The sequence below is a fragment of the Fibrobacter succinogenes genome, from assembly GCF_902779965.1.
GTDB lineage: Bacteria > Fibrobacterota > Fibrobacteria > Fibrobacterales > Fibrobacteraceae > Fibrobacter > Fibrobacter succinogenes_F.
Genome location: NZ_CACZDK010000050.1, coordinates 1 through 18,109, shown reverse-complemented (window position 1 = coordinate 18,109; position 18,109 = coordinate 1). Strand labels below are relative to the sequence as shown.

General features: G+C 46.7%; 10 protein-coding genes and 2 pseudogenes. 10 read left to right on the top strand and 2 right to left on the bottom strand.

Features of this window, described 5'->3' with window-relative positions:
* The 5 genes from glyA to HUF13_RS16230 form a co-directional block, all read left to right on the top strand.
* Positions 1-934 (top strand): serine hydroxymethyltransferase (gene glyA / locus HUF13_RS16250; RefSeq protein ID WP_173476086.1); only part of this gene is annotated, 934 nt, incomplete at its 5' end.
* 279 nt (positions 935-1,213) lie between these two features.
* Positions 1,214-2,419 (top strand): fibrobacter succinogenes major paralogous domain-containing protein, encoded by a 1,206-nt coding sequence (locus tag HUF13_RS16245; RefSeq protein WP_173476085.1) that lies wholly within the window; start codon positions 1,214-1,216, stop codon positions 2,417-2,419.
* A gap of 160 nt (positions 2,420-2,579) precedes the next feature.
* On the top strand, positions 2,580-4,619 hold the full coding sequence (locus HUF13_RS16240) for an FISUMP domain-containing protein (protein ID WP_173476084.1): 2,040 nt from the start codon (positions 2,580-2,582) through the stop codon (positions 4,617-4,619).
* A 182-nt stretch (positions 4,620-4,801) separates the two neighbouring features.
* Positions 4,802-5,500, top strand: coding sequence for a hypothetical protein (locus HUF13_RS16235; RefSeq protein WP_173476083.1), 699 nt, complete (start codon positions 4,802-4,804; stop codon positions 5,498-5,500).
* Positions 5,497-6,348, top strand: coding sequence for an ABC transporter ATP-binding protein (locus HUF13_RS16230; protein ID WP_173476082.1), 852 nt, complete (start codon positions 5,497-5,499; stop codon positions 6,346-6,348). The genes HUF13_RS16235 and HUF13_RS16230 overlap by 4 nt, the downstream gene beginning before the upstream one ends.
* Here HUF13_RS16230 and HUF13_RS16225 read toward each other — a convergent pair.
* Positions 6,345-8,318, bottom strand: coding sequence for a BamA/TamA family outer membrane protein (locus HUF13_RS16225; protein WP_173476081.1), 1,974 nt, complete (start codon positions 8,316-8,318; stop codon positions 6,345-6,347). The two genes, HUF13_RS16230 and HUF13_RS16225, sit on opposite strands and share 4 nt — an antisense overlap.
* Entirely contained in the window at positions 8,315-12,286 is a 3,972-nt protein-coding gene (locus HUF13_RS16220; RefSeq protein WP_304039321.1) for a hypothetical protein, read from the bottom strand. The genes HUF13_RS16225 and HUF13_RS16220 overlap by 4 nt, the downstream gene beginning before the upstream one ends.
* Positions 12,287-12,649: 363 nt before the next feature.
* Here HUF13_RS16220 and HUF13_RS16215 point away from each other — a divergent pair, with 363 nt between their 5' ends.
* The 5 genes and pseudogenes from HUF13_RS16215 to HUF13_RS17675 all read left to right on the top strand — a co-directional run.
* A complete protein-coding gene (locus HUF13_RS16215) occupies positions 12,650-14,731 on the top strand; it encodes a peptidyl-prolyl cis-trans isomerase (protein ID WP_173476080.1) in 2,082 nt (693 codons plus the stop codon).
* Between the two features lie 140 nt (positions 14,732-14,871).
* Positions 14,872-15,324 carry a nucleoside-diphosphate kinase gene (ndk, locus tag HUF13_RS16210; protein ID WP_173476079.1) on the top strand — a complete coding sequence of 151 codons (453 nt, stop codon included), beginning with the start codon at positions 14,872-14,874 and terminating at the stop codon, positions 15,322-15,324.
* A 48-nt stretch (positions 15,325-15,372) separates the two neighbouring features.
* The gene (locus HUF13_RS16205; RefSeq protein ID WP_173476078.1) at positions 15,373-16,218 is read left to right on the top strand and encodes a succinate dehydrogenase cytochrome b subunit; all 846 of its coding nucleotides are present in this window, start codon (positions 15,373-15,375) and stop codon (positions 16,216-16,218) included.
* Between the two features lie 11 nt (positions 16,219-16,229).
* A pseudogene (locus HUF13_RS16200) lies at positions 16,230-18,031 on the top strand (fumarate reductase/succinate dehydrogenase flavoprotein subunit).
* Positions 18,031-18,109 (top strand): annotated as a pseudogene (locus HUF13_RS17675) (succinate dehydrogenase/fumarate reductase iron-sulfur subunit); the annotation flags it as partial. The pseudogenes HUF13_RS16200 and HUF13_RS17675, both read left to right, overlap by 1 nt.

Here is an 18,109-nt window from a genome sequence, read left to right as displayed (position 1 = left end):
CAAGCTCGACCACGGTGGACACCTTTCTCACGGCCATCCGGTGAACTTCTCCGGTATGCTCTACAACTTCGTGCAGTACGAAGTCGATAAGGAAACTGGTCGCATCGACATGGACAAGGTCCGCGAAATTGCTCTCCGCGAAAAGCCGAAGATGATCCTCGCTGGTTTCTCTGCTTACAGCCGTAACCTCGACTGGAAGCGCTTCAAGGAAATTGCAGACGAAGTTGGCGCCCTCACGATGGCTGACATTTCTCACATTGCTGGCCTCATCGCCGGTAAGGCTATTGATTCTCCGGTGCCGTACTTCGACATCGTGACCACCACCACCCACAAGACTCTCCGTGGCCCGCGTTCTGCTATCATCATGTGCAAGGACCGCACCATCCAGAAGATGGTCAAGGGTGAACTCAAGGAAGTTTCTCTGCCCAAGGAAATCGACAAGGGCGTGTTCCCGGGCATGCAGGGTGGTCCGCATGACCACGTGAACGCCGGTAAGGCCGTTGCATTCCTTGAAGCTTTGCAGCCGGAATTCCAGACCTATGCCAAGAACGTTATCAAGAACGCTCAGGCTATGTGTGCCGAAATGCAGAAGCTCGGTTACAAGGTCATCAGCGATGGCACTGACAACCACCTCATCGTTGTCGACATGACTTCTAAGGGCGTTTCCGGTAAGGAAGCCGAAGTCGCTATGGAAAAGGTCGGCATCTCCTGCAGCCGTTCTACGATTCCGTTTGATCCGCGCAAGCCGATGGATCCGTCCGGTGTTCGTCTCGGTACTGCCGCTATCACGACCCGTGGCTTCGACGAAGAAGACACCCGCGAAGTGGCTCGCATCATCGACCGCGCCATCCAGGCTAAGGACGACGAAGCTGGTCTCGCCAAAATCCGCGAAGACATCGTGGCTCTCTGCAAGAAGCACCCGCTTTACAAATAAGACCGCTCGGCTCTTATGCAAGGCGGGGACTCCGTCTTCGCCTCGCTCTCGCAATAGCCGTCGAGGCGAATGCAGCAAAATTGAGCTTGCTCAATTTTATTGCTGAGCCGAAGTAAGCGGGAATCGCCTATACAAGATTCGCCCTCGGTTCAAAGCCGGGGGCTTTTTATGTTGTTTACTTTATCCCCCAAAAGGTGAGGGGTCCGGTTGAAATGTGTTTGTTGTTCACGGGTTTTCTTTTAACCTTTTTTATATTTCGATTGATTAAAAGGAGAAAATATGCGCTCCCTTTGGCTTGGAATTATTGTTTTTACAACGATGTCTGTCGCCTGTAGCGATGACTGCGGTTCTTCTAAAAAATTTGTAGAAACAAAGTTTTCGACTGAGACGACCGTTTTGTCTAGTGCCTCGAATTCTGATGCAAAAAATGGATTTATAGTCGATGCTCGCGATGGTCGGACCTATAGGGTTGTGAATATTGGCGGTATGGAGTGGATGGCCCAAAATTTGAACTACAAGACGAAGAACAGTTATTGCTATAACGATTCTGCAAAATATTGTGAAAAGTACGGACGGCTTTATGAGTTGCCTTCTCCTAGCAGGATTTGCCCTGACGGTTGGCATTTGCCGTCTTCAACAGAATGGGGAAAATTATTTAGAGCTGCGGGAGGATTTGCCACAAGTGCGAAGATTCTCAAATCTAAATCCGGTTGGAAAAAAGATGGCAATGGAACAGATGCTGTTTCTTTCTCGATTTTACCTGCCGGTTTCAGGAACTCTAGTGGAACTTATGAGCGCGAAGGTGAATTGGCTGGTTTCCTAAATTCCACTCAAAATGGTCCTTGGCTTTTCAACGAGCGTGCCGACGATGCTTTTGTGGTTTATGGACTCTATGGGAATAGTTTTTCTGTCCGTTGCCTTAAGGACTATGTAAAATCACCTATGGTATATAGGATAGAGCAAGGAACGATGATTGATTCTCGCGACGGTCAGACCTACAAGACTGTGAAAATTGTTGATCAGGTATGGATGGCGGAAAATCTCAAGTACAAAATGGAAAATAGTTTGTGTTTTGATAAGAAGGAAAGTAATTGTAACGAGTTTGGACGTCTATACATGTGGGCTGATGCGATGAAAGCTTGCCCTGCGGGGTGGCATCTGCCATCGCAAGCGGAGTGGAAATCGCTACTTTCGACGGTGGCCGGTGAAACAGGAAACAAGCTCAAAGCTGTTTCTAGTTGGCTTTATGATGATGGAACGGACGATGTCTCTTTTTCGGCAATTCCCACTGGTTATTGTGCGTATTATGAAAGGAAGGGGGATTGGTCTTGCAACTCAGAGCGTGCTTGGGCTTATTTCTGGGGTTCTCAGGAGTTTGGTAGAGATAACGCTCAAACTATGGAATTGTATTTTGACAGCGACTATGCAAAAATGTATACGGAAAGCAAGTCCAACGCATATGCTGTCCGTTGCCTTAAGGACTAATATTCTCGTGATGCGCTGCTCATCCTTTTATGCAACGGATGCAACAAAATCGTAATTCCATTTCTTTGAATTGAACAGGGTTTCGTTCATTTGTCCTCTTTAAATTATAGATTAAAAGCAAAAGGAGGTACGTGTTGTGAATTTAATTTATTGTAAATGTATGGAATTTAAGATTTTAGGAGTTCTGGGGGCCCTGATATTTTTTTCCGCTTGCCAAGATAATTCCGCTTTTGCTTTAGGTGACGATAATCCGTCTGCTTCCCGAACGCTCGTTTTTCATTCGTCCAGTTTACCGGACACTTCTGGCAATGTCGTAGATCCAAAATTTAATTGCTCCGATTCGACGCGGATTATTGGCGAATTTACGGATGTCCGCGATGGACATGTCTATAAAACCGCGAAGATTGGAAACCAAGTCTGGATGGCCGAGAACCTTCTGTATAAACACGAAGAAGACGGTGTTCACTCGATATTCGATTATTCATGGAATGAGGCTTCGGGGGGTATAGAGGCGGGATGCCCTGCTAAAGGATATTTTGTTTTAGATGGCATTACCTTCGAGAATTGTCCTATGGCGATGCCTGCTCAAGGTCTTTGTCCCGATGGTTGGCGCTTGCCGACAGTCGATGATTTTAAAACCTTGGTTGAATTTGCTGGTGGCCCTAAATATGCGGGCAAGTACTTGAAATCGACAATTGGGTGGGATGGTGTCGGTAATGGGGTAGATTGCTTCGGTTTCAACTTGATGCCTTCTACTAAGGATGGCTTTGCTGAAATTTTGAGTTCTGACGTGCGCTATTATGGCGATGTAACTACGCTTGGTTTTTCTAAACATTCCGCTCATGTCTTTTTATGGACATCGCCAACAGATTGGGCTAATGGGAATATTGTCCGATGCATTCAAGGGGAAGGAAAAAAGGGCATGGATGTCCAGATTCATCGTGCCGAGAACACTTACGCTGGGGCTTTCGATTCCCTTACAGATGCTCGCGATGGGCACGTTTATAAGACTGTCGATATTGGCGGTTGGGTTTGGATGGCTGAAAATTTGACCTATGGTTCCAAAGAAAATTACAATTATGAAGAAATGGTAGATGCTCCGGTTACGGGTTGCTATTTGAACAGTCTAATTTGGGGCGATGATTTTGGAATGTGGAATTCTTGCACTGCGGCTTTGCCTATTCAAGGAATTTGTCCTGACGGCTGGCATGTGCCGAGTTCTTATGAATGGAATGTGCTTAGTGCTTTTGTCAACGGCTTGGACAATGCGGATTTTTTTGCTAAAGGCTCATTGACGGGTTTGATGCTGAAATCGACTACCGGCTGGCCCGATGGGAAAAATGGCATTGATGCTTACGGCTTCGGCGCAAAGCCTACAGATGGTAAATCTGAAGTTCGTTTCTGGTCCTCGACGAATGCGGCTACTGAATTTGACTGGTTTGGCAATATCTTTTTTGAAATTGGTACAGATAGTGCTAAACTAAAAATTTATGAAATAGCTCAATATCTCAATTTGGTGGCTCCTGTCCGTTGCCTCAAGAATGGTGAAAATCAGTTGCCGCCGCCCTATACGTATCCATCGGTTAAGTGCGACAAGCCTACGACCTACTCTGGTGAGTTCGGCTCGTTTACGGATGAACGTGATGGCAATGTCTATAGAACTGTAGATATTGATGGCTTGGTCTGGTTTGTGGACAACCTAAAATATGAAGTTCCGGATGGTCTTACTTTTTGCAATTGTGGCGATACGACTTCTTGTGATGGCTGGGGGCGTTTGTATCCTTTTAAAGAAGCGAAGGTGGCATGCCCTGCGGGGTGGCGTTTGCCATTGTTTGAAGAAGTGATGCATTTAAAGGAACTAGAGGCGCAAACACACTATGATTTAGGGGGATGCGTTGGTAATGGAGATCTTTTAAGGGCTACTGAGGGATGGAAATACAGCCAAGGTAATGATATGTTTGGATTTGGCGCGGTTCCGGCAGGATTGAAATACTACACCCAGAATGAATCTTCTGAAGTTACGGAGGAATACTGCAATGTTAGACCGAGGGAGAATGGTAGTGCGACTAGCCATGCGGCTTTCTGGTTTATCTTTAGAAATACGCTTGATGTTATGGAATTATATGGTGGCGGAGATATTGACTTACATTCGGCATCATCGAAAGGAGTTGCTTATTCAATCCGCTGCGTGAAAGAATAGGCTAATATTTGCTCATCAAAGCCCGCTACAGCAGGCGACTTCATACCCCGTTTTGGCCATTAATCTCTCGTCTCCTCATACAGGATAACTCTACTAAGGTGCTTAAAAAGCACCAAGTATCGTATATCTCGCCTCTACACTCTCGTCTTTAATCTATCTTTGTTTCGATAATACGAGGTTTTATGCAGTCTTGGACCGAAATAAAGAACATTGAGAACCCCACTGAAGAACAACAGCTTGAAGCGATCAAGCTGAACTGGTACGCTATTAGCTTAATTCAGAATCCGACTGAAACGGTTCAAAAGGCTGCGTTTGAAAAAAATGAGCAGGCTATTCTTTATGTGAAGTGTGGCCCGTGCGAAGCTTTGAAACAAGCGCTCAACGCTATGGACGAGGCTAAGTTCCTAGCTTCGTTCAAGGCTGAACCGAATTTGCTCAAGTTTATTACGAATCCGGTGCTTCTCAAGGCTGCTGTGTCGCAGGACTGGCGCATTGTCCGTAAGATTGATGGCGCGTCCGATGAACTTTGGGCCGAGGCCGTTCGTCAGAGCGAAGATGCATTGAAGTTTATTCGAAACCCTGGAGAAAAAGTACTTATTGCGGCGATTGAGCGTGACTGGAAATACATTCAGGAAATTGAAAATCCGACGGCTGCTGTTGTTGTGGCTGCGGTCAAGCAAGATTTCCATGCGTTTGAATACGTGAGCATTCGTCGTCGTACAGAACAGGTGCAGCTTGCTGCCGTGCGTACGGATTGGCGTTGCATCCAGTATTTGCAGCGTGCAAGTGAAAATGTGCAGATGGAAGCAGTTCGCCAGTCCAAGGACGCTCTTAAGCTTATCAAGAATCCAACTCAAGCAGTCAAGGACTTTTGCGCGTGATTGAGCTTTTTTCGGTAACATATCGTTATCCGAAATCTACAGCGGATGCTTTATCAAATGTCTCGCTTTGTATTCCGCAGGGAAGTTTTTTTGCGCTAATCGGCCCGAATGGTGCTGGGAAAACCACTTTATTGCGCCTTCTTTGCGGTCGCTTGGGTGCATTTAAAGGCTCTATCAAAATTGAGGAATCCTTGCGCAATTCTGCGGGCTTTTTGAATGCCGAAAGATACGGTGTCTTGCTAGAAAATCCAGGTGTTTATCCAAAGCTTTCGATAAAAGAATACCTCCAGTACTTTAGCGGTTTTTACGGCTTTGGAAAAGTAGCTTGGTGCGAAAACGGCGAAATCTTTAAACGTTGTGAGTCGTTTGCGGAACGCCTGAATTTGCCCCCGCTTGATAAACGTTTGGAAACGCTTTCACTAGGGAACCGTCAAAAAGTGCAGATTGTCCGTGCGCTTTTGCATAATCCCAAGCTCTTGATTCTCGATGAGCCTGTGGCAAATCTCGATCCGATTTCGAGAGAAACAGTTTGGCGCTTGCTCGATGAATGGCGCCATGAAACTCAAGGAACGGCTATTGTTTGTTCGCATGTGCTTGCCGAAATGGACGAATGGGCGACGGATTACGCTATAATTGATTGTGGACAAGTGCTAAAAGCGGGGAAGAACCCGAGCGATGGCTGTTCCCAGAAAAATACATCCGTGCATTTCGAAGTGAATTTTGCAACGCCTGTAGCGCGCGAACAAATTGAAAAAGCCTTGTCGAATGCCGGAATTGCATCGTCGCAAATCTCTGCTAAAGGTGAATCTCTCGGCGAAATTTATAAGCAGGTCGTTGTTAAAATCTAAAATGCTTGCGAAAGGTCGAAAGCGATTCTGTTCCAATCGAATCCTTTCTTCTTCTTGTTGTTTCTGCAGCTTGTGCTTTCGTTATCGCTGCAGTTCTCGTTGGTCATAAGGCCCTTTGCTATAGCGTAATCGAGGCGGAATGTGAGGAACTGCCATTGATAGCGTATACCCAAACCTAAACTTGCTTCTTGTCCGTTTTCATAAATATTGTCTCTGATATCCATAACTTTCGTCATATCAAAAAATTGCACTATTTGCCAACTTCTCAGGGATTTCCATGGGAGAGTCCAGCGGAGTTCTTCGTTGATGCGGAAATACATCGGTGTTAGAGCGGTATGGATATTGTCTTTGATTTCTGAAGATTCTTCGCCGTTTTTGTCCTTGACTGTGACTGTATCTTTTGTGGTGTAGCTGGCAAAGACACTGCGGAATCGGTAACCGCGTACAGAACGGGATCCACCTTGATAGAACATGCGAGCGTCATCTTCGATGGCTTTGTTGAAAAAGCTACCAACGCTTCCGCTGAGTGCTCCGTAAAGAGTCCAGAATAAAGGGACGTATATGTTTACAGTTGCTTCGCTGTAGGTATAAAAGTGTCCGTCTTCATTGTTGCCGCTTCCGCTGTTGTCGGATTTAACGTTGAAGTTTGTACCAATACCGACTGTAGGCATAACGCGAAACCCTTTTGTCGGATTGAAATAGTCGTTGGTGTAGTCGAATGTCAATCCGATTTCGCCTTTGAACTTGAAAAGCATGTCGTTGTTTTTATTTACGTAACGAGTATCGATAGAACTACGAAATTTAATGTTGTCTGTAATGCCGAATGTTAGGTCGCCGCGGTTGATGATTTCATAACGCTCTTCTACGCTGTCCGGGTAAGCGGGAGGGTTGATTTTCTCGTGGTTGAACGAGAGACGGTCAACAAAACGGATTGCTGTAGGGATGAATGTGAACGAAGTTCCAAAGAAGAGCGGGTTGGCATAGCCGAGTGTAATTTCTTGCTTGTGTTGTGCAATTTGTATGTTCGTTGAAAATTCATTGAATTTTCCAAAAAAGTTTTTGTGGTCCGCGTAGGCTAATGCACCAAAGCCGTAAACTTCTTCGAAGAAAAATCCGTATCGTGTTTCGCCTGGTACACGCTCGATAACATCCAAGTGGACATCCGAAAGTCCGTCTTCGCGAAGTTCATCGTTTAGCTTGACTTGTGTAAATAGCTGGGTGGAGTAAAGCTTACTTTTAAAGTTGAAATACTGGTTACCGTCAATAACATCACCTTTTTTGATTCGCCAAAGCGAAGAAAGCCATGCTGTATCCGAAAGTCCTTGTTCCGGTTCGGCTCCTTTCTCGTTCTTGTTCATCACGCGTTGCGTTGTTGTGATGATGTTTCCCATCAAAACTTTTGGGCCTGGGTTGACATTGATAATCACGTTGACACATTTGGCTGTTGTATCGACGTGTTCTTCAGAGGATATATAGACGTGTAAATTACCTTGTTTGCGGTATGCTTTTTGGATTTCCTGAAGGTCTTCTGAAAGGTCTTCTTGATTGTAATATTGGTGCTTTGTTATTTTGAGAGAACCTAAATCAATAGGGATGGGTTCATCGCCTGAAGAAATGATTTTAGCGTCGTTGAATCGGTAGCAAACGCCTTCGCTAACAGAAATGTAGTAGTTGCGCTGTATGTTCCCGTTCGATAAAGGTTCTCGTTGGATGACCAGTTTTAAGTCGAGGCTGTAATAGCCTCGTGAATAATAAAGTGCTCGTACGTTTTCCGAGGAAAGACGCATCAAAAAGTCTTGCTTGATGGTATCCAGCTGACCGAATTCATCGGGAATGTCGAGCTGCTCGTTTAGCTGGAATTTCGAGAATATCTTGTTACCGCTGATGTTGACAGACCAAGGATTTTTGTCATCATCATCCGCAAAAGCAAGCGACGAAAAAAACAACAATGCACAAATCAGTAAAATCATTTTGCTTTCTCCGTGGGCTTGGTCTCGTTGGTCTTGATTCTTGTGTTGGTGTTGCTTGTAGAATCAACGGCATTAGGATCGTTGGGCTGGAGCATCGCTCTTGGCGGGCGGACCGTTTCGCAATGGCCAATTCCGAGAATGCAGGGGTTCCAGAACTTGTACGTATAGTTCACGCCGATGTTCTTTTCGATACGGCTGTCATTGTCATCGCCTGAATTGAACTGGTATTGTTTTCTGACGATTTGTCCGTTCAAGGAAAGTGATGGAGAGAAATGGTTCTTGTGAGAGTATTCTTTATCTTGGAATACGGGGAGTGTGTAGCTTGCGCCGAATTGTAACGCCTGGTCGTAAGTCGGGCTCTGGCTTTGGTCTTGTGTATAACCGAATACAAGACTCAAGTTTTTCACCCAGCGGTCAAGCGAAATAGGAACTTTAACATACGAAGAATCCTTGTCGTTGCCGGAGTTGTCGAACAGCATCACCTTCATGTCGATATCGCCGATGTAGTCACCGCCCAAAGTCTTGTTTGCGGTTGAAGAAATGAACTTACCGATGGCCTTACCGGCGAGCTTGTTCCAGTCGGCGGAAACGCCGGATTCTGTGGCGACGCATCCCAAGAATATGTTGCGGTAAGTGTCCGCTGCAGTGGATTCTGTACCGCAGTTAGATGTCGGAATGGGTTGTGGGTTTGTAATTGTTCCTTGAATGTCCAGGTTGACGGGGCAGGTCTCTTTTTCTTTATCTTCTGTTTCTGTACAGTAGGGAAGTTCCTGTGTACTCGAAACATCGATGATGCCGTGCTGCCAAGGAACATCATTCCAGGAAATGTTGAAAGAGTTCAGATCAAATTCATAGATGTCTTTAACGCCAATAAATCCGTTGTCCGCATTTGTGACATCGCCGCGCAAAAGCGGTCTGTTGGTAGTGCCCAAAATCGAAATGTCGAGCGTGAGCGGGAACGATGCAAACGGCGTGATGATTTCGACGGAATCGCTTTGAGAATCGCTAACATGGAACGCCAAATCAATGGGGCTTGACACAGAAATCTTAGCCTCGGTCTTTTCTTTGTTGCGGAGATTTGCAATCGCGTTATTGAGCATCGATAAAAGTTTATCGAGTGAGCTTGGCGTGATTTCGATGTCCAAATCTTTTCTGTAGACGAGCTTGTCGATAATGAAGTTGCCGCTGATGCTCTTGTTCTTGATTTGCCTTTCTTGCGTGTGCGGAATGTTGAGCGTAATGTCGCTCTTTCCAATCAAGTTTGCTGTACCGAAAGTTTCGTCGTTGAACTTATACTGAATTGATGGAATGCTTGTGACAATGGACATTTGATCTTCGGCATCTTCCAAGTGGCTTGTGACGTTTCGCAAGGTGATGATGTGGCTGTCCATTTCAAGCGTGTACTTCTCGGTGCTGATATCGATGGCTTCCAAACGCATTTGTTGCAAATCGTAAAGCAATGTGGCGATGAGTAAGTCGCCAAATTCATTTTGCGTTGAAATCTCGTTCATTTCAAGCATGCCATCCTTGAGTTCGCCTCTAATGCGGATAGGAAAGTCATTCGGGAGCGTTGAATATTTGAGGAGGGTGGTGTCTGACCAAATCTTGGCGTTGATTCCCTTCAAACCTTCGCGGAGTGCTGCTTGAATATCGATTTTGAGATCCGTTTTTTCGATTTCGGCACGGGTTTCTGGGATGAGCCACATGCCTCCAAGATTGATGGTTCCCAAGAATTCAAAATCGTTGTTTAGAATGCCTTCGCTCTTGATATGTCCGCTATTGGGGCTTATATAAGTAAGGCTTACTTTTCTTGTCGGTTCAAAAACATCATCGACAACGATATTTGCGTTGCCGGTCCAAGTACCGTTCAAAATTTCAAAGTTGGTGAGGAGCTCTATTTTATTCTTATTTGCCGAAAGATTCATTTGTTGGATCTTTAGCAATTCCGGCGGAATGTTGTTGAATTTCAGGTTCTTGAAATCAATGTTGCCGAGCAGGCCGCTTTGTTCTTCGAAAGAAATCTCACCATTAAAGCTACCCGAAGCGAGTGTTGTGTCGCCGAGCGGTTCCAAAAGGATTGGCAAGTTGAAATCTTCAGCCGAGGCCCAGGCGTGCAAAACTTGGATGGGAAGCATGGCTGTGGGCTTAAAGTTCGGATTCGAATCGTTCGGGAGGACAAATGCCCCTTCCATGGCGACTGTGTTGCTGTTGTGCATAAAGACAGCGGTATCGATGATGACTGTATCGCCGCTTTCCCGAATTTTGGTGTGCCCGTGAACAATAAACGGTTCCACGTTTCCGTCGATGTCGAGTTCAGCTTCGCCAACTCGTGAATCGAGATTGTAGGCAATTGTGCCTGTAACAGAACCTTTGAATTGGTCGCTTATTTCAATGTCAGAGAATGGAATGGTAGAAAGTTCGGCGTGGTTTGCTTCTGCCCAGATCATGAGCGAGTCGCCTACGTGGACTGTTGTTGATGCGGAACCGCCGTTCTTTTGCTTGAGATTCCAATTCGTGCGAAGCGTGGGTTCGTGATAATCCACATCACCCGTGATGGAAAATTCTTCGTTTGGTGTGTAAAGCATTACTTTGGGAAAATCGATGAAACCGCGCCCGAGATCAAGTACGAGTTGCAAACGGAGCGAGTCAGCCTTGAAGTGGTAGGCATTGATAATCGAATCGATTTTTACGTAGGCACGCAGCTTGTTATTTTGGAAGGAACCGATGATTTTAGGATTGCGCCCGATTTCGACGTTGCCCTTAACCCAGTCCAGCGCCCAAGGTTCTATGGCTGATAAGTTGGCTGCAAAGAATACTTTGAGGCTATCCTTTGTTTTTACGTGTGCCTTGACGACTGAACCTTCGCGAGTTTCAATGGATGCATCGATGTTGTCGCCTGTTTTTGTAATGGACTGGATATCCATGTCCATGGGCATCATTTGTGGGCCATACATGGCACTCATGTTTGCAATTTCGCCCGAAAAGTCGAAGTCGAGTTTATCGTCGATGACACCGTCGAGGTTGATGAAACCGCCTTCGTTGTTTCTGAGTACGGTTTCGATGTTGGTTTGCTTTGGATTCCCGTGAACTTTAATGGTGGCGTCGAGCGGTAAGAACGGCCAGTACTCTCCGATATGAGTCTTGAGTGTAAAGTTGTACTGTAAAGACTTTTTGGTGAGTGATGTTGAAACGTTGCCGTTGAAGTTTAGGTTGCTGATCTGTGGGATCGCTTTCGAGAGTTTCATCGGGACCCACTTGAGCGGTTCCTTGACGCTTATGCTTGTCGAGGCCTTTAATTGCGTGAGGTCGTTTTTGGGGGCTGACGCGCTTAAATTCACATAGTCGTTTTGCGTCTTGATTTTCCCGTTGACAATAAGGCTTTTGTTCGTGAAGTCAGCTTCGAGTTGCAGTGCCGCAGGATCCTTGATGTAATTGCCTTGGATACTATCGGCGTTTAACGTGACCACCTTTTCATCGATGTTTTGCACTTCTATGTTCTGGGCTTTCCATCCCATATCTCCCATGGTGAAATCGAGTTTTCCCAAGCGGACCTTAGCTGGGAAAGGAACTCTGATATTGTCAGGAAATTCGATGGGTTCCGTTTTTTTGGCCGGAGCAGCTTTTGGTTCTTTGGCTTCGGTTGCTGTATCCGCAACGAAGTTTGCAGAGACTTCGTTTGCTTCGAGAAGAATGCCTCTGTTGTCCCCGAACGGTGTGATGTCCAAGTGTGGTCCGCGAATCATGTACGAGGACTGGCCTTGTTGAACATGGATGGAATCGTAGAAGTGCTCTAGCAGGTTATTTTGGCGATGCCCGTAAGGTGTAATTGTGAGGTCACCGAACGTGTGCGGGGTCGAAAGAATCTGTTCGATAGCAAAATGAACATACCAGACGCCAAGAGCTACTGCGCCTACGATCGCGGTCGTTATGACTGCTTTTACAAAAAAGATTGAAAGTATGCTTTTCAAGTATCATAAATATAGATATTGTCATGTACGCTAGTTGTTTGAGTCTTGGGAACTTATGCTTGGATAGGATTGCTCCCGAAAACTGTAAATTATTATTTATTTAGAATAAAGTATTTGCACTCGCCACCAAAGTTTCACTAACCACTTCCTACTTCCTACCGTCTACTTCCTACTTCCTACATCCTACATCCTACTTCCTACTTCCTACTTCCTACATCCTACATCCTACTTCCTACTTCCTACATCCTACATCCTACATCCTACATCCTACTTCCTACCGTCTACTTCCTACATCCTACTTCCTACCGTCTACTTCCTACTAAAAAATTGTTATATTCTCACGCACATATCCATGAGGACTTTATGAAAAAGGCTTTGCTTGCTGTTATTTCCTTCTGTGCCCTCGTTTTTACGGGCTGTAATTCCATTGGAGACAAGGATACTCTTGTTGCACGGGTGAATGGAGAACCCATTTTTAAAGAAGATTACGCGTTCCTCATGCGTGTGGGGAATATCGTTCCCAATACAGAGCAGATGAGAAAAGCTTCGAGTTCCCTTTTTAGCCGTAAGGCGCTCTATACGGTCGCTCTGCAGAAGTATCCGGAATTGAAGGAACAGCTTGCCGTTCATAACGCGGCTATAGAAAATTACCAGCTTACGTTTGTGTACCAGCGACTTTATGCGATGGATCGACTGATGTACAGCGACGACGAATTGGCTTTCTATTACGACAAACACCGTGACCAGTTCGCGGATTCTCTCTCGTACATGAATTTGCGTGACAAGGTTGCCGATGCCAAGTATATCGAATCCAACTACGATTCTCTGAAGTCTTATGCTTACCACCATAGGAATTTGGCCGATTCTTCGTCCGAAGTTCAGATTACATATGATATCAAGGAACGTTTTGTTTCGGACCATCGCCAAAGGATTGTTCGCGAAACGGGACCGGCGTTGTTGAAAAAGTACAACATCCAGAAATGCGAAATTAAGATGCCTTCGGCAGAAGAATACTATGAAAAGCACAAAGAAGCGTATATGACGCCGGCTGGCTTTGTTGTTTTTCACGTAGAATCTGCGGACTCCGCTAAACTTGCTAAGCGCTTTAAGCACAGAAAAATGGATCTCGGTTCTTTCGCGACGTTAGCCTCCAGGTATAGCGAAAATCCGGAAACGAAGAAGGGAAAGGGCACGGTGGGTAAGGTCCTTATCGGCCATTCGCTCCCGTATGGCATTGGCTTTGTAAATAGCATGTTCGCCGATCTCGATACTTTGCCTGATGGTGGGATTTCTGCGGTTCACCGCTCGGAATCGACTGGACGTTACCATGTGTTCTATCGTGTTTCTGCGACTCCGGCCGAAGTTAAACCGCTTGACCGTGTCCGTAAGACCATCGAACGTGACCTTGCTACGACTGTAAACTACGAACTGGATTCGTCCTATGTTCTTGTGACTAAAAACGGTGAACCGGCGGTTCGTGAAAAGGATGTGCTTGCGGTGTATGATGATAACACTTCGATGATTCGTTCCCGCAAGTCTCATGACCGAATTGTTAACGCTCTTGCTCTCCAGCTTGCGTTTGCTTCTGAAGCTCGTGAAATTGGTCTTGACCACTCTTGGGAATATCGAGCCATGAAGCGTCAAAGCGATGTGGATTACATTATCAAGATTTACAGAAATAAGGTTCTCACTCGTATCGTCGTTCCGGAAGATTCTCTCAAGGCCCTCTATGCGCGCATGGGCAACCCGGCTCACCCGACGTTGACATATGAACAGTCTCGTTCCGAATTGAACGACTGGTTTGAAATTCCTGAAAACATCATGAAGAGAACGTACTACTATGCCGAAGAAGATTACTTGCCGGATACATATGAACAGGCTAAGGCTCGCGTTTTTGAACATGCATATGTGGTGTTCCGTAATGCCCGTTGGGATAAGGAAGTCGTGACCTCCTGGGGTACTGCAAAAGTGGATTTGTTTGCAGATAACTTAACGTTGTTGCCGCAGGAATGGTCTGTTGATCTTGCTGTAAGGTCTGCTGATTCTTTCTACACCCAAGCGAAGAGCCTTGAAAAGGCTTACCTCGCATGGTCTGGAATTCGCGACCGTTATGCCGATATTGACTCTGTTGCAAAGAGGGCTACGTTTGAACTTGCTCATGTTTATAGCGATAGGGAAGAATTCGACAAGGCTCAACGCGAGTATCGAGTTTTCTATAGAACATGGCCTGATTCTCCGGATGCAGAAAAGGCGATGTTCAGCCGTGGCTTTATCTTGAATGAAAATCTCCACAAGAATGATGAAGCCCTTAAGGTCTTTGAAGAATTCAAGAAGACATATCCGAAGAGCGACCTCATGGAATCGGTTGATTGGCTTGTCCAAAATATCAAGAGTAATGGCAAACTCGCCGAAGACCTGATGAAAAAAATCGCAGCCGAAGAGTAATTGAGTAGACAGTAGACGGTAGGAAGTAGACAGTTTTTTGTCTTTTTGCTTCCTACTTCCTATTAAATTCTTCCTACTTCCTACTTCCTACATCCTACTAAAAACTATATTTCTCACATCTTTAACTAAAAGGTACTACTATGGAAATGACATTTGCAATGATCAAGCCGAATGCTGTTAAGTCTGGCTTGATTGGCCGTATTATTGATCGTTACATCGCAGCAGGTCTCTCTGTCTGTGCAGTCAAGATGCACCAGATGACTTCTGAAGATGCTCGCGGTTTCTACGCCGAACACGTGGAAAAGCCGTTCTTCCCGGAACTCGAAGCTTACATGACCAAGGGCCCGTCTGTCATGCTTGCTCTCGGTGGCGAAAACGCAATTGCAAAGGTCCGTGCCATTAACGGTGCTACCAATCCTGCTAAGGCAGAACCGGGTACGCTCCGCTATGATTTTGCTCCTTCCATGACCGAAAACGTCGTTCACAGCTCCGATAGCCCGGCATCTGCAGAACGCGAACTCGACTTCTGGTTCAAGAAGGAAGAACGCTACGCTTACGAAATGCCTTCTCTCAAGGCTTGCTGCGTTCTCTAATAGAGTTTAAACAAAAACAAAAAAATCCCCTTAAGGAGACAGACTCAAATGAAATGGATCATCACGTATCTTACTTCTTCCATTGGTAAGAAGCAGATCATGGGATGCACGGGTGCCTTCTTGGCATTGTTCATCCTGGGCCACATGTGTGGTAACTTCCAACTCTTGAATTTCGATCAGGCTTCGGCTCAGGCATCCTACAATGCCTACACCGAATTCTTGACCGGATTCAACCCGCTCCACTTCCCGGTGAAGATGATTTACCTCGTCGAACTGGTGCTCGTGGGTGCTTTTGCGCTCCATATTTTCCTCGCTGTTACTTTGAAGATTGAAAACAAGAAGGCTCGTGGCGGAATCGAATACGAAGTCAACGCTCGCAAGGGCAAGAAGACTTTCGCAACGTTCACCATGATCTGGTCTGGCCTCTTCATTCTCGGCTTCCTCGTCCAGCACCTCATGATGCTCAAGTTCGGTGAACACTACCTCTATGTGAACGACAAGGGCGAAATCATCCGCGACATGTGGCTCACCACCATCCAGATGTTTGCAAATCCGGGCTGGGCTGCTTTCTATGTTGTTAGCATGTTCGTAATTGGCCTTCATTTGTTCCACGCTATTTCGTCTGCATTCCAGACCATGGGTATCGCTCACCAGAAGTGGACTCCGATTATCGATATCGCCGGTATTGTTTATAGCGTCGTTGTGGCTCTCGGCTTCGGCATCACCGCTGTCGCTTCCTACTACCTCGCTAACCAGCCTGAAACCCAGGCTCTCATCGAAAAGTCTCGTAGCCTCCAGCAGCAGTTCGAACAGCAGAAGGCCAAGGCCGACAATGCTGCTTTCGTCATTCCGTCTGTTGGCGAAGTACAAGTTTCTTTCAATATTGAAAAGTAAGGAGACCACTAATGATTCTTGACTCTAAAATTCCTGGTGGTTCTATCGAAGAAAAGTGGACCAAGCACAAGTTTGAACTCAAACTCGTGAACCCGGCCAACAAGCGTAAGTTCACGGTCATCGTTGTGGGTACAGGCCTTGCAGGTGCTTCTGCTGCCGCTTCCCTCGGTGAACTTGGTTACAACGTAAAGTCTTTCTGCATTCAGGATAGCCCGCGCCGTGCACACTCCATTGCTGCCCAGGGCGGTATCAACGCTGCTAAGAACTACAAGAACGATGGCGACTCCGTTTATCGTTTGTTCTACGATACCGTTAAGGGTGGTGACTTCCGCGCTCGCGAAGCTAACGTGCACCGCTTGGCAGAAAACTCCAACTTGATTATCGACCAGTGCGTCGCTCAGGGCGTTCCGTTCGGTCGTGAATACGGTGGACTTTTGGACAACCGCTCTTTCGGTGGTACGCTCGCGAAATGATGGACCTCGTCGTGATCGACGGCAAGGCTCGCGGTATCATCGTCCGTAACCTCATCACTGGCGAACTCGAAAGCCACGTTGCAGACGCTGTCTGCCTTTGCACCGGTGGTTACGGTAACGTCTACTACCTTTCTACAAACGCTCAGGGTTCCAACGTAACGGCTGCATTCCGTGCTTACAAGCGCGGTGCTCTCTTTGCAAACCCGTGCTATACTCAGATTCACCCGACTTGCATTCCGCGCCATGGCGATTTGCAGTCCAAGCTCACCTTGATGAGTGAATCTCTCCGTAACGATGGCCGTATTTGGGTTCCGCGTAAGGCTGGCGACACCCGTTCTCCGGACCAGATCCCGGAAGAAGATCGTTACTACTACCTCGAAGAAAAGTACCCGAGCTTCGGTAACCTCGTCCCGCGTGACGTGGCATCCCGTAACGCTAAGCAGGTCTGCGATGCAGGTCTCGGCGTGGGTAACACCAAGCAGGCTGTCTATCTCGACTTCGCCGACGCTATCCAGCGCATGGGCGTTGCAGGCGTTTCTGCCAAGTACGGCAACCTTTTCCAGATGTACGAAAAGATCACAGACGAAGACCCGTACAAGGTCCCGATGCGCATCTTCCCGGCTATCCACTACACCATGGGTGGTCTCTGGGTTGACTATGATTTGATGTCCACTATCCCGGGCTGCTTCGTTCTCGGTGAAGCCAACTTCTCCGACCACGGTGCAAACCGCCTCGGTGCATCTGCTCTTATGCAGGGCCTCTCCGACGGTTACTTCGTGATTCCGTTCACCATTGGCGGTTACTTCGCTGGTACCAAGCTCGAAAAGGTCTCTGAATCCGATGCCGCCTTCGAAGACTGCAAGAAGCAGACTGAAGAACGCATCCACAAGCTCCTCTCCATCAAGGGTCACCGCACTGTTAACGATATCCATCGTGAACTCGGTAACATCATGTGGGAATACGTTGGCATGGCTCGTAACGAAGCCGGCCTCAAGACGGCTCTCGAAAAGATTCCGGCACTCCGTCAGGAATTCTGGGAAAACGTCAACGTGCTCGGCTCCGAAGGTTCCTTCAACCAGAACCTCGAACGTGCTGGCCGCGTTGCTGACTTCCTCGAATTCGCCGAAGTCCTCACTCTCGACGCTCTCCATCGTAAAGAATCTTGCGGTGGCCACTTCCGTGAAGAAAGCCAGACTCCGGAAGGCGAAGCAAAGCGCGATGATGAAAACTTCTGCTACGTCGGTGCTTGGGAATACAAGGGCGACGGTATCGCACCGGAACTCTCCAAGGAACCTCTTACCTTTGATAACGTCCACCTTGCTACTAGGAGCTACAAATAATGAGCGGACTGAATTTGACTTTGAAGATTTGGCGTCAGAAGGATGCCAAGACCAAGGGACAGTTCGAAACTGTCAAGA

Excerpts from the sequence above, each read along its gene's own strand:
- HUF13_RS16245 (WP_173476085.1), top strand. The coding sequence starts at position 1,214 with ATGCGCTCCCTTTGGCTTGGAATTATTGTTTTTACAACGATGTCTGTC.
- HUF13_RS16240 (WP_173476084.1), top strand. The coding sequence starts at position 2,580 with ATGGAATTTAAGATTTTAGGAGTTCTGGGGGCCCTGATATTTTTTTCC.
- HUF13_RS16235 (WP_173476083.1), top strand. The coding sequence starts at position 4,802 with ATGCAGTCTTGGACCGAAATAAAGAACATTGAGAACCCCACTGAAGAA.
- HUF13_RS16225 (WP_173476081.1), bottom strand. The coding sequence starts at position 8,318 with ATGATTTTACTGATTTGTGCATTGTTGTTTTTTTCGTCGCTTGCTTTT.
- HUF13_RS16215 (WP_173476080.1), top strand. The coding sequence starts at position 12,650 with ATGAAAAAGGCTTTGCTTGCTGTTATTTCCTTCTGTGCCCTCGTTTTT.
- ndk (WP_173476079.1), top strand. The coding sequence starts at position 14,872 with ATGGAAATGACATTTGCAATGATCAAGCCGAATGCTGTTAAGTCTGGC.
- HUF13_RS16205 (WP_173476078.1), top strand. The coding sequence starts at position 15,373 with ATGAAATGGATCATCACGTATCTTACTTCTTCCATTGGTAAGAAGCAG.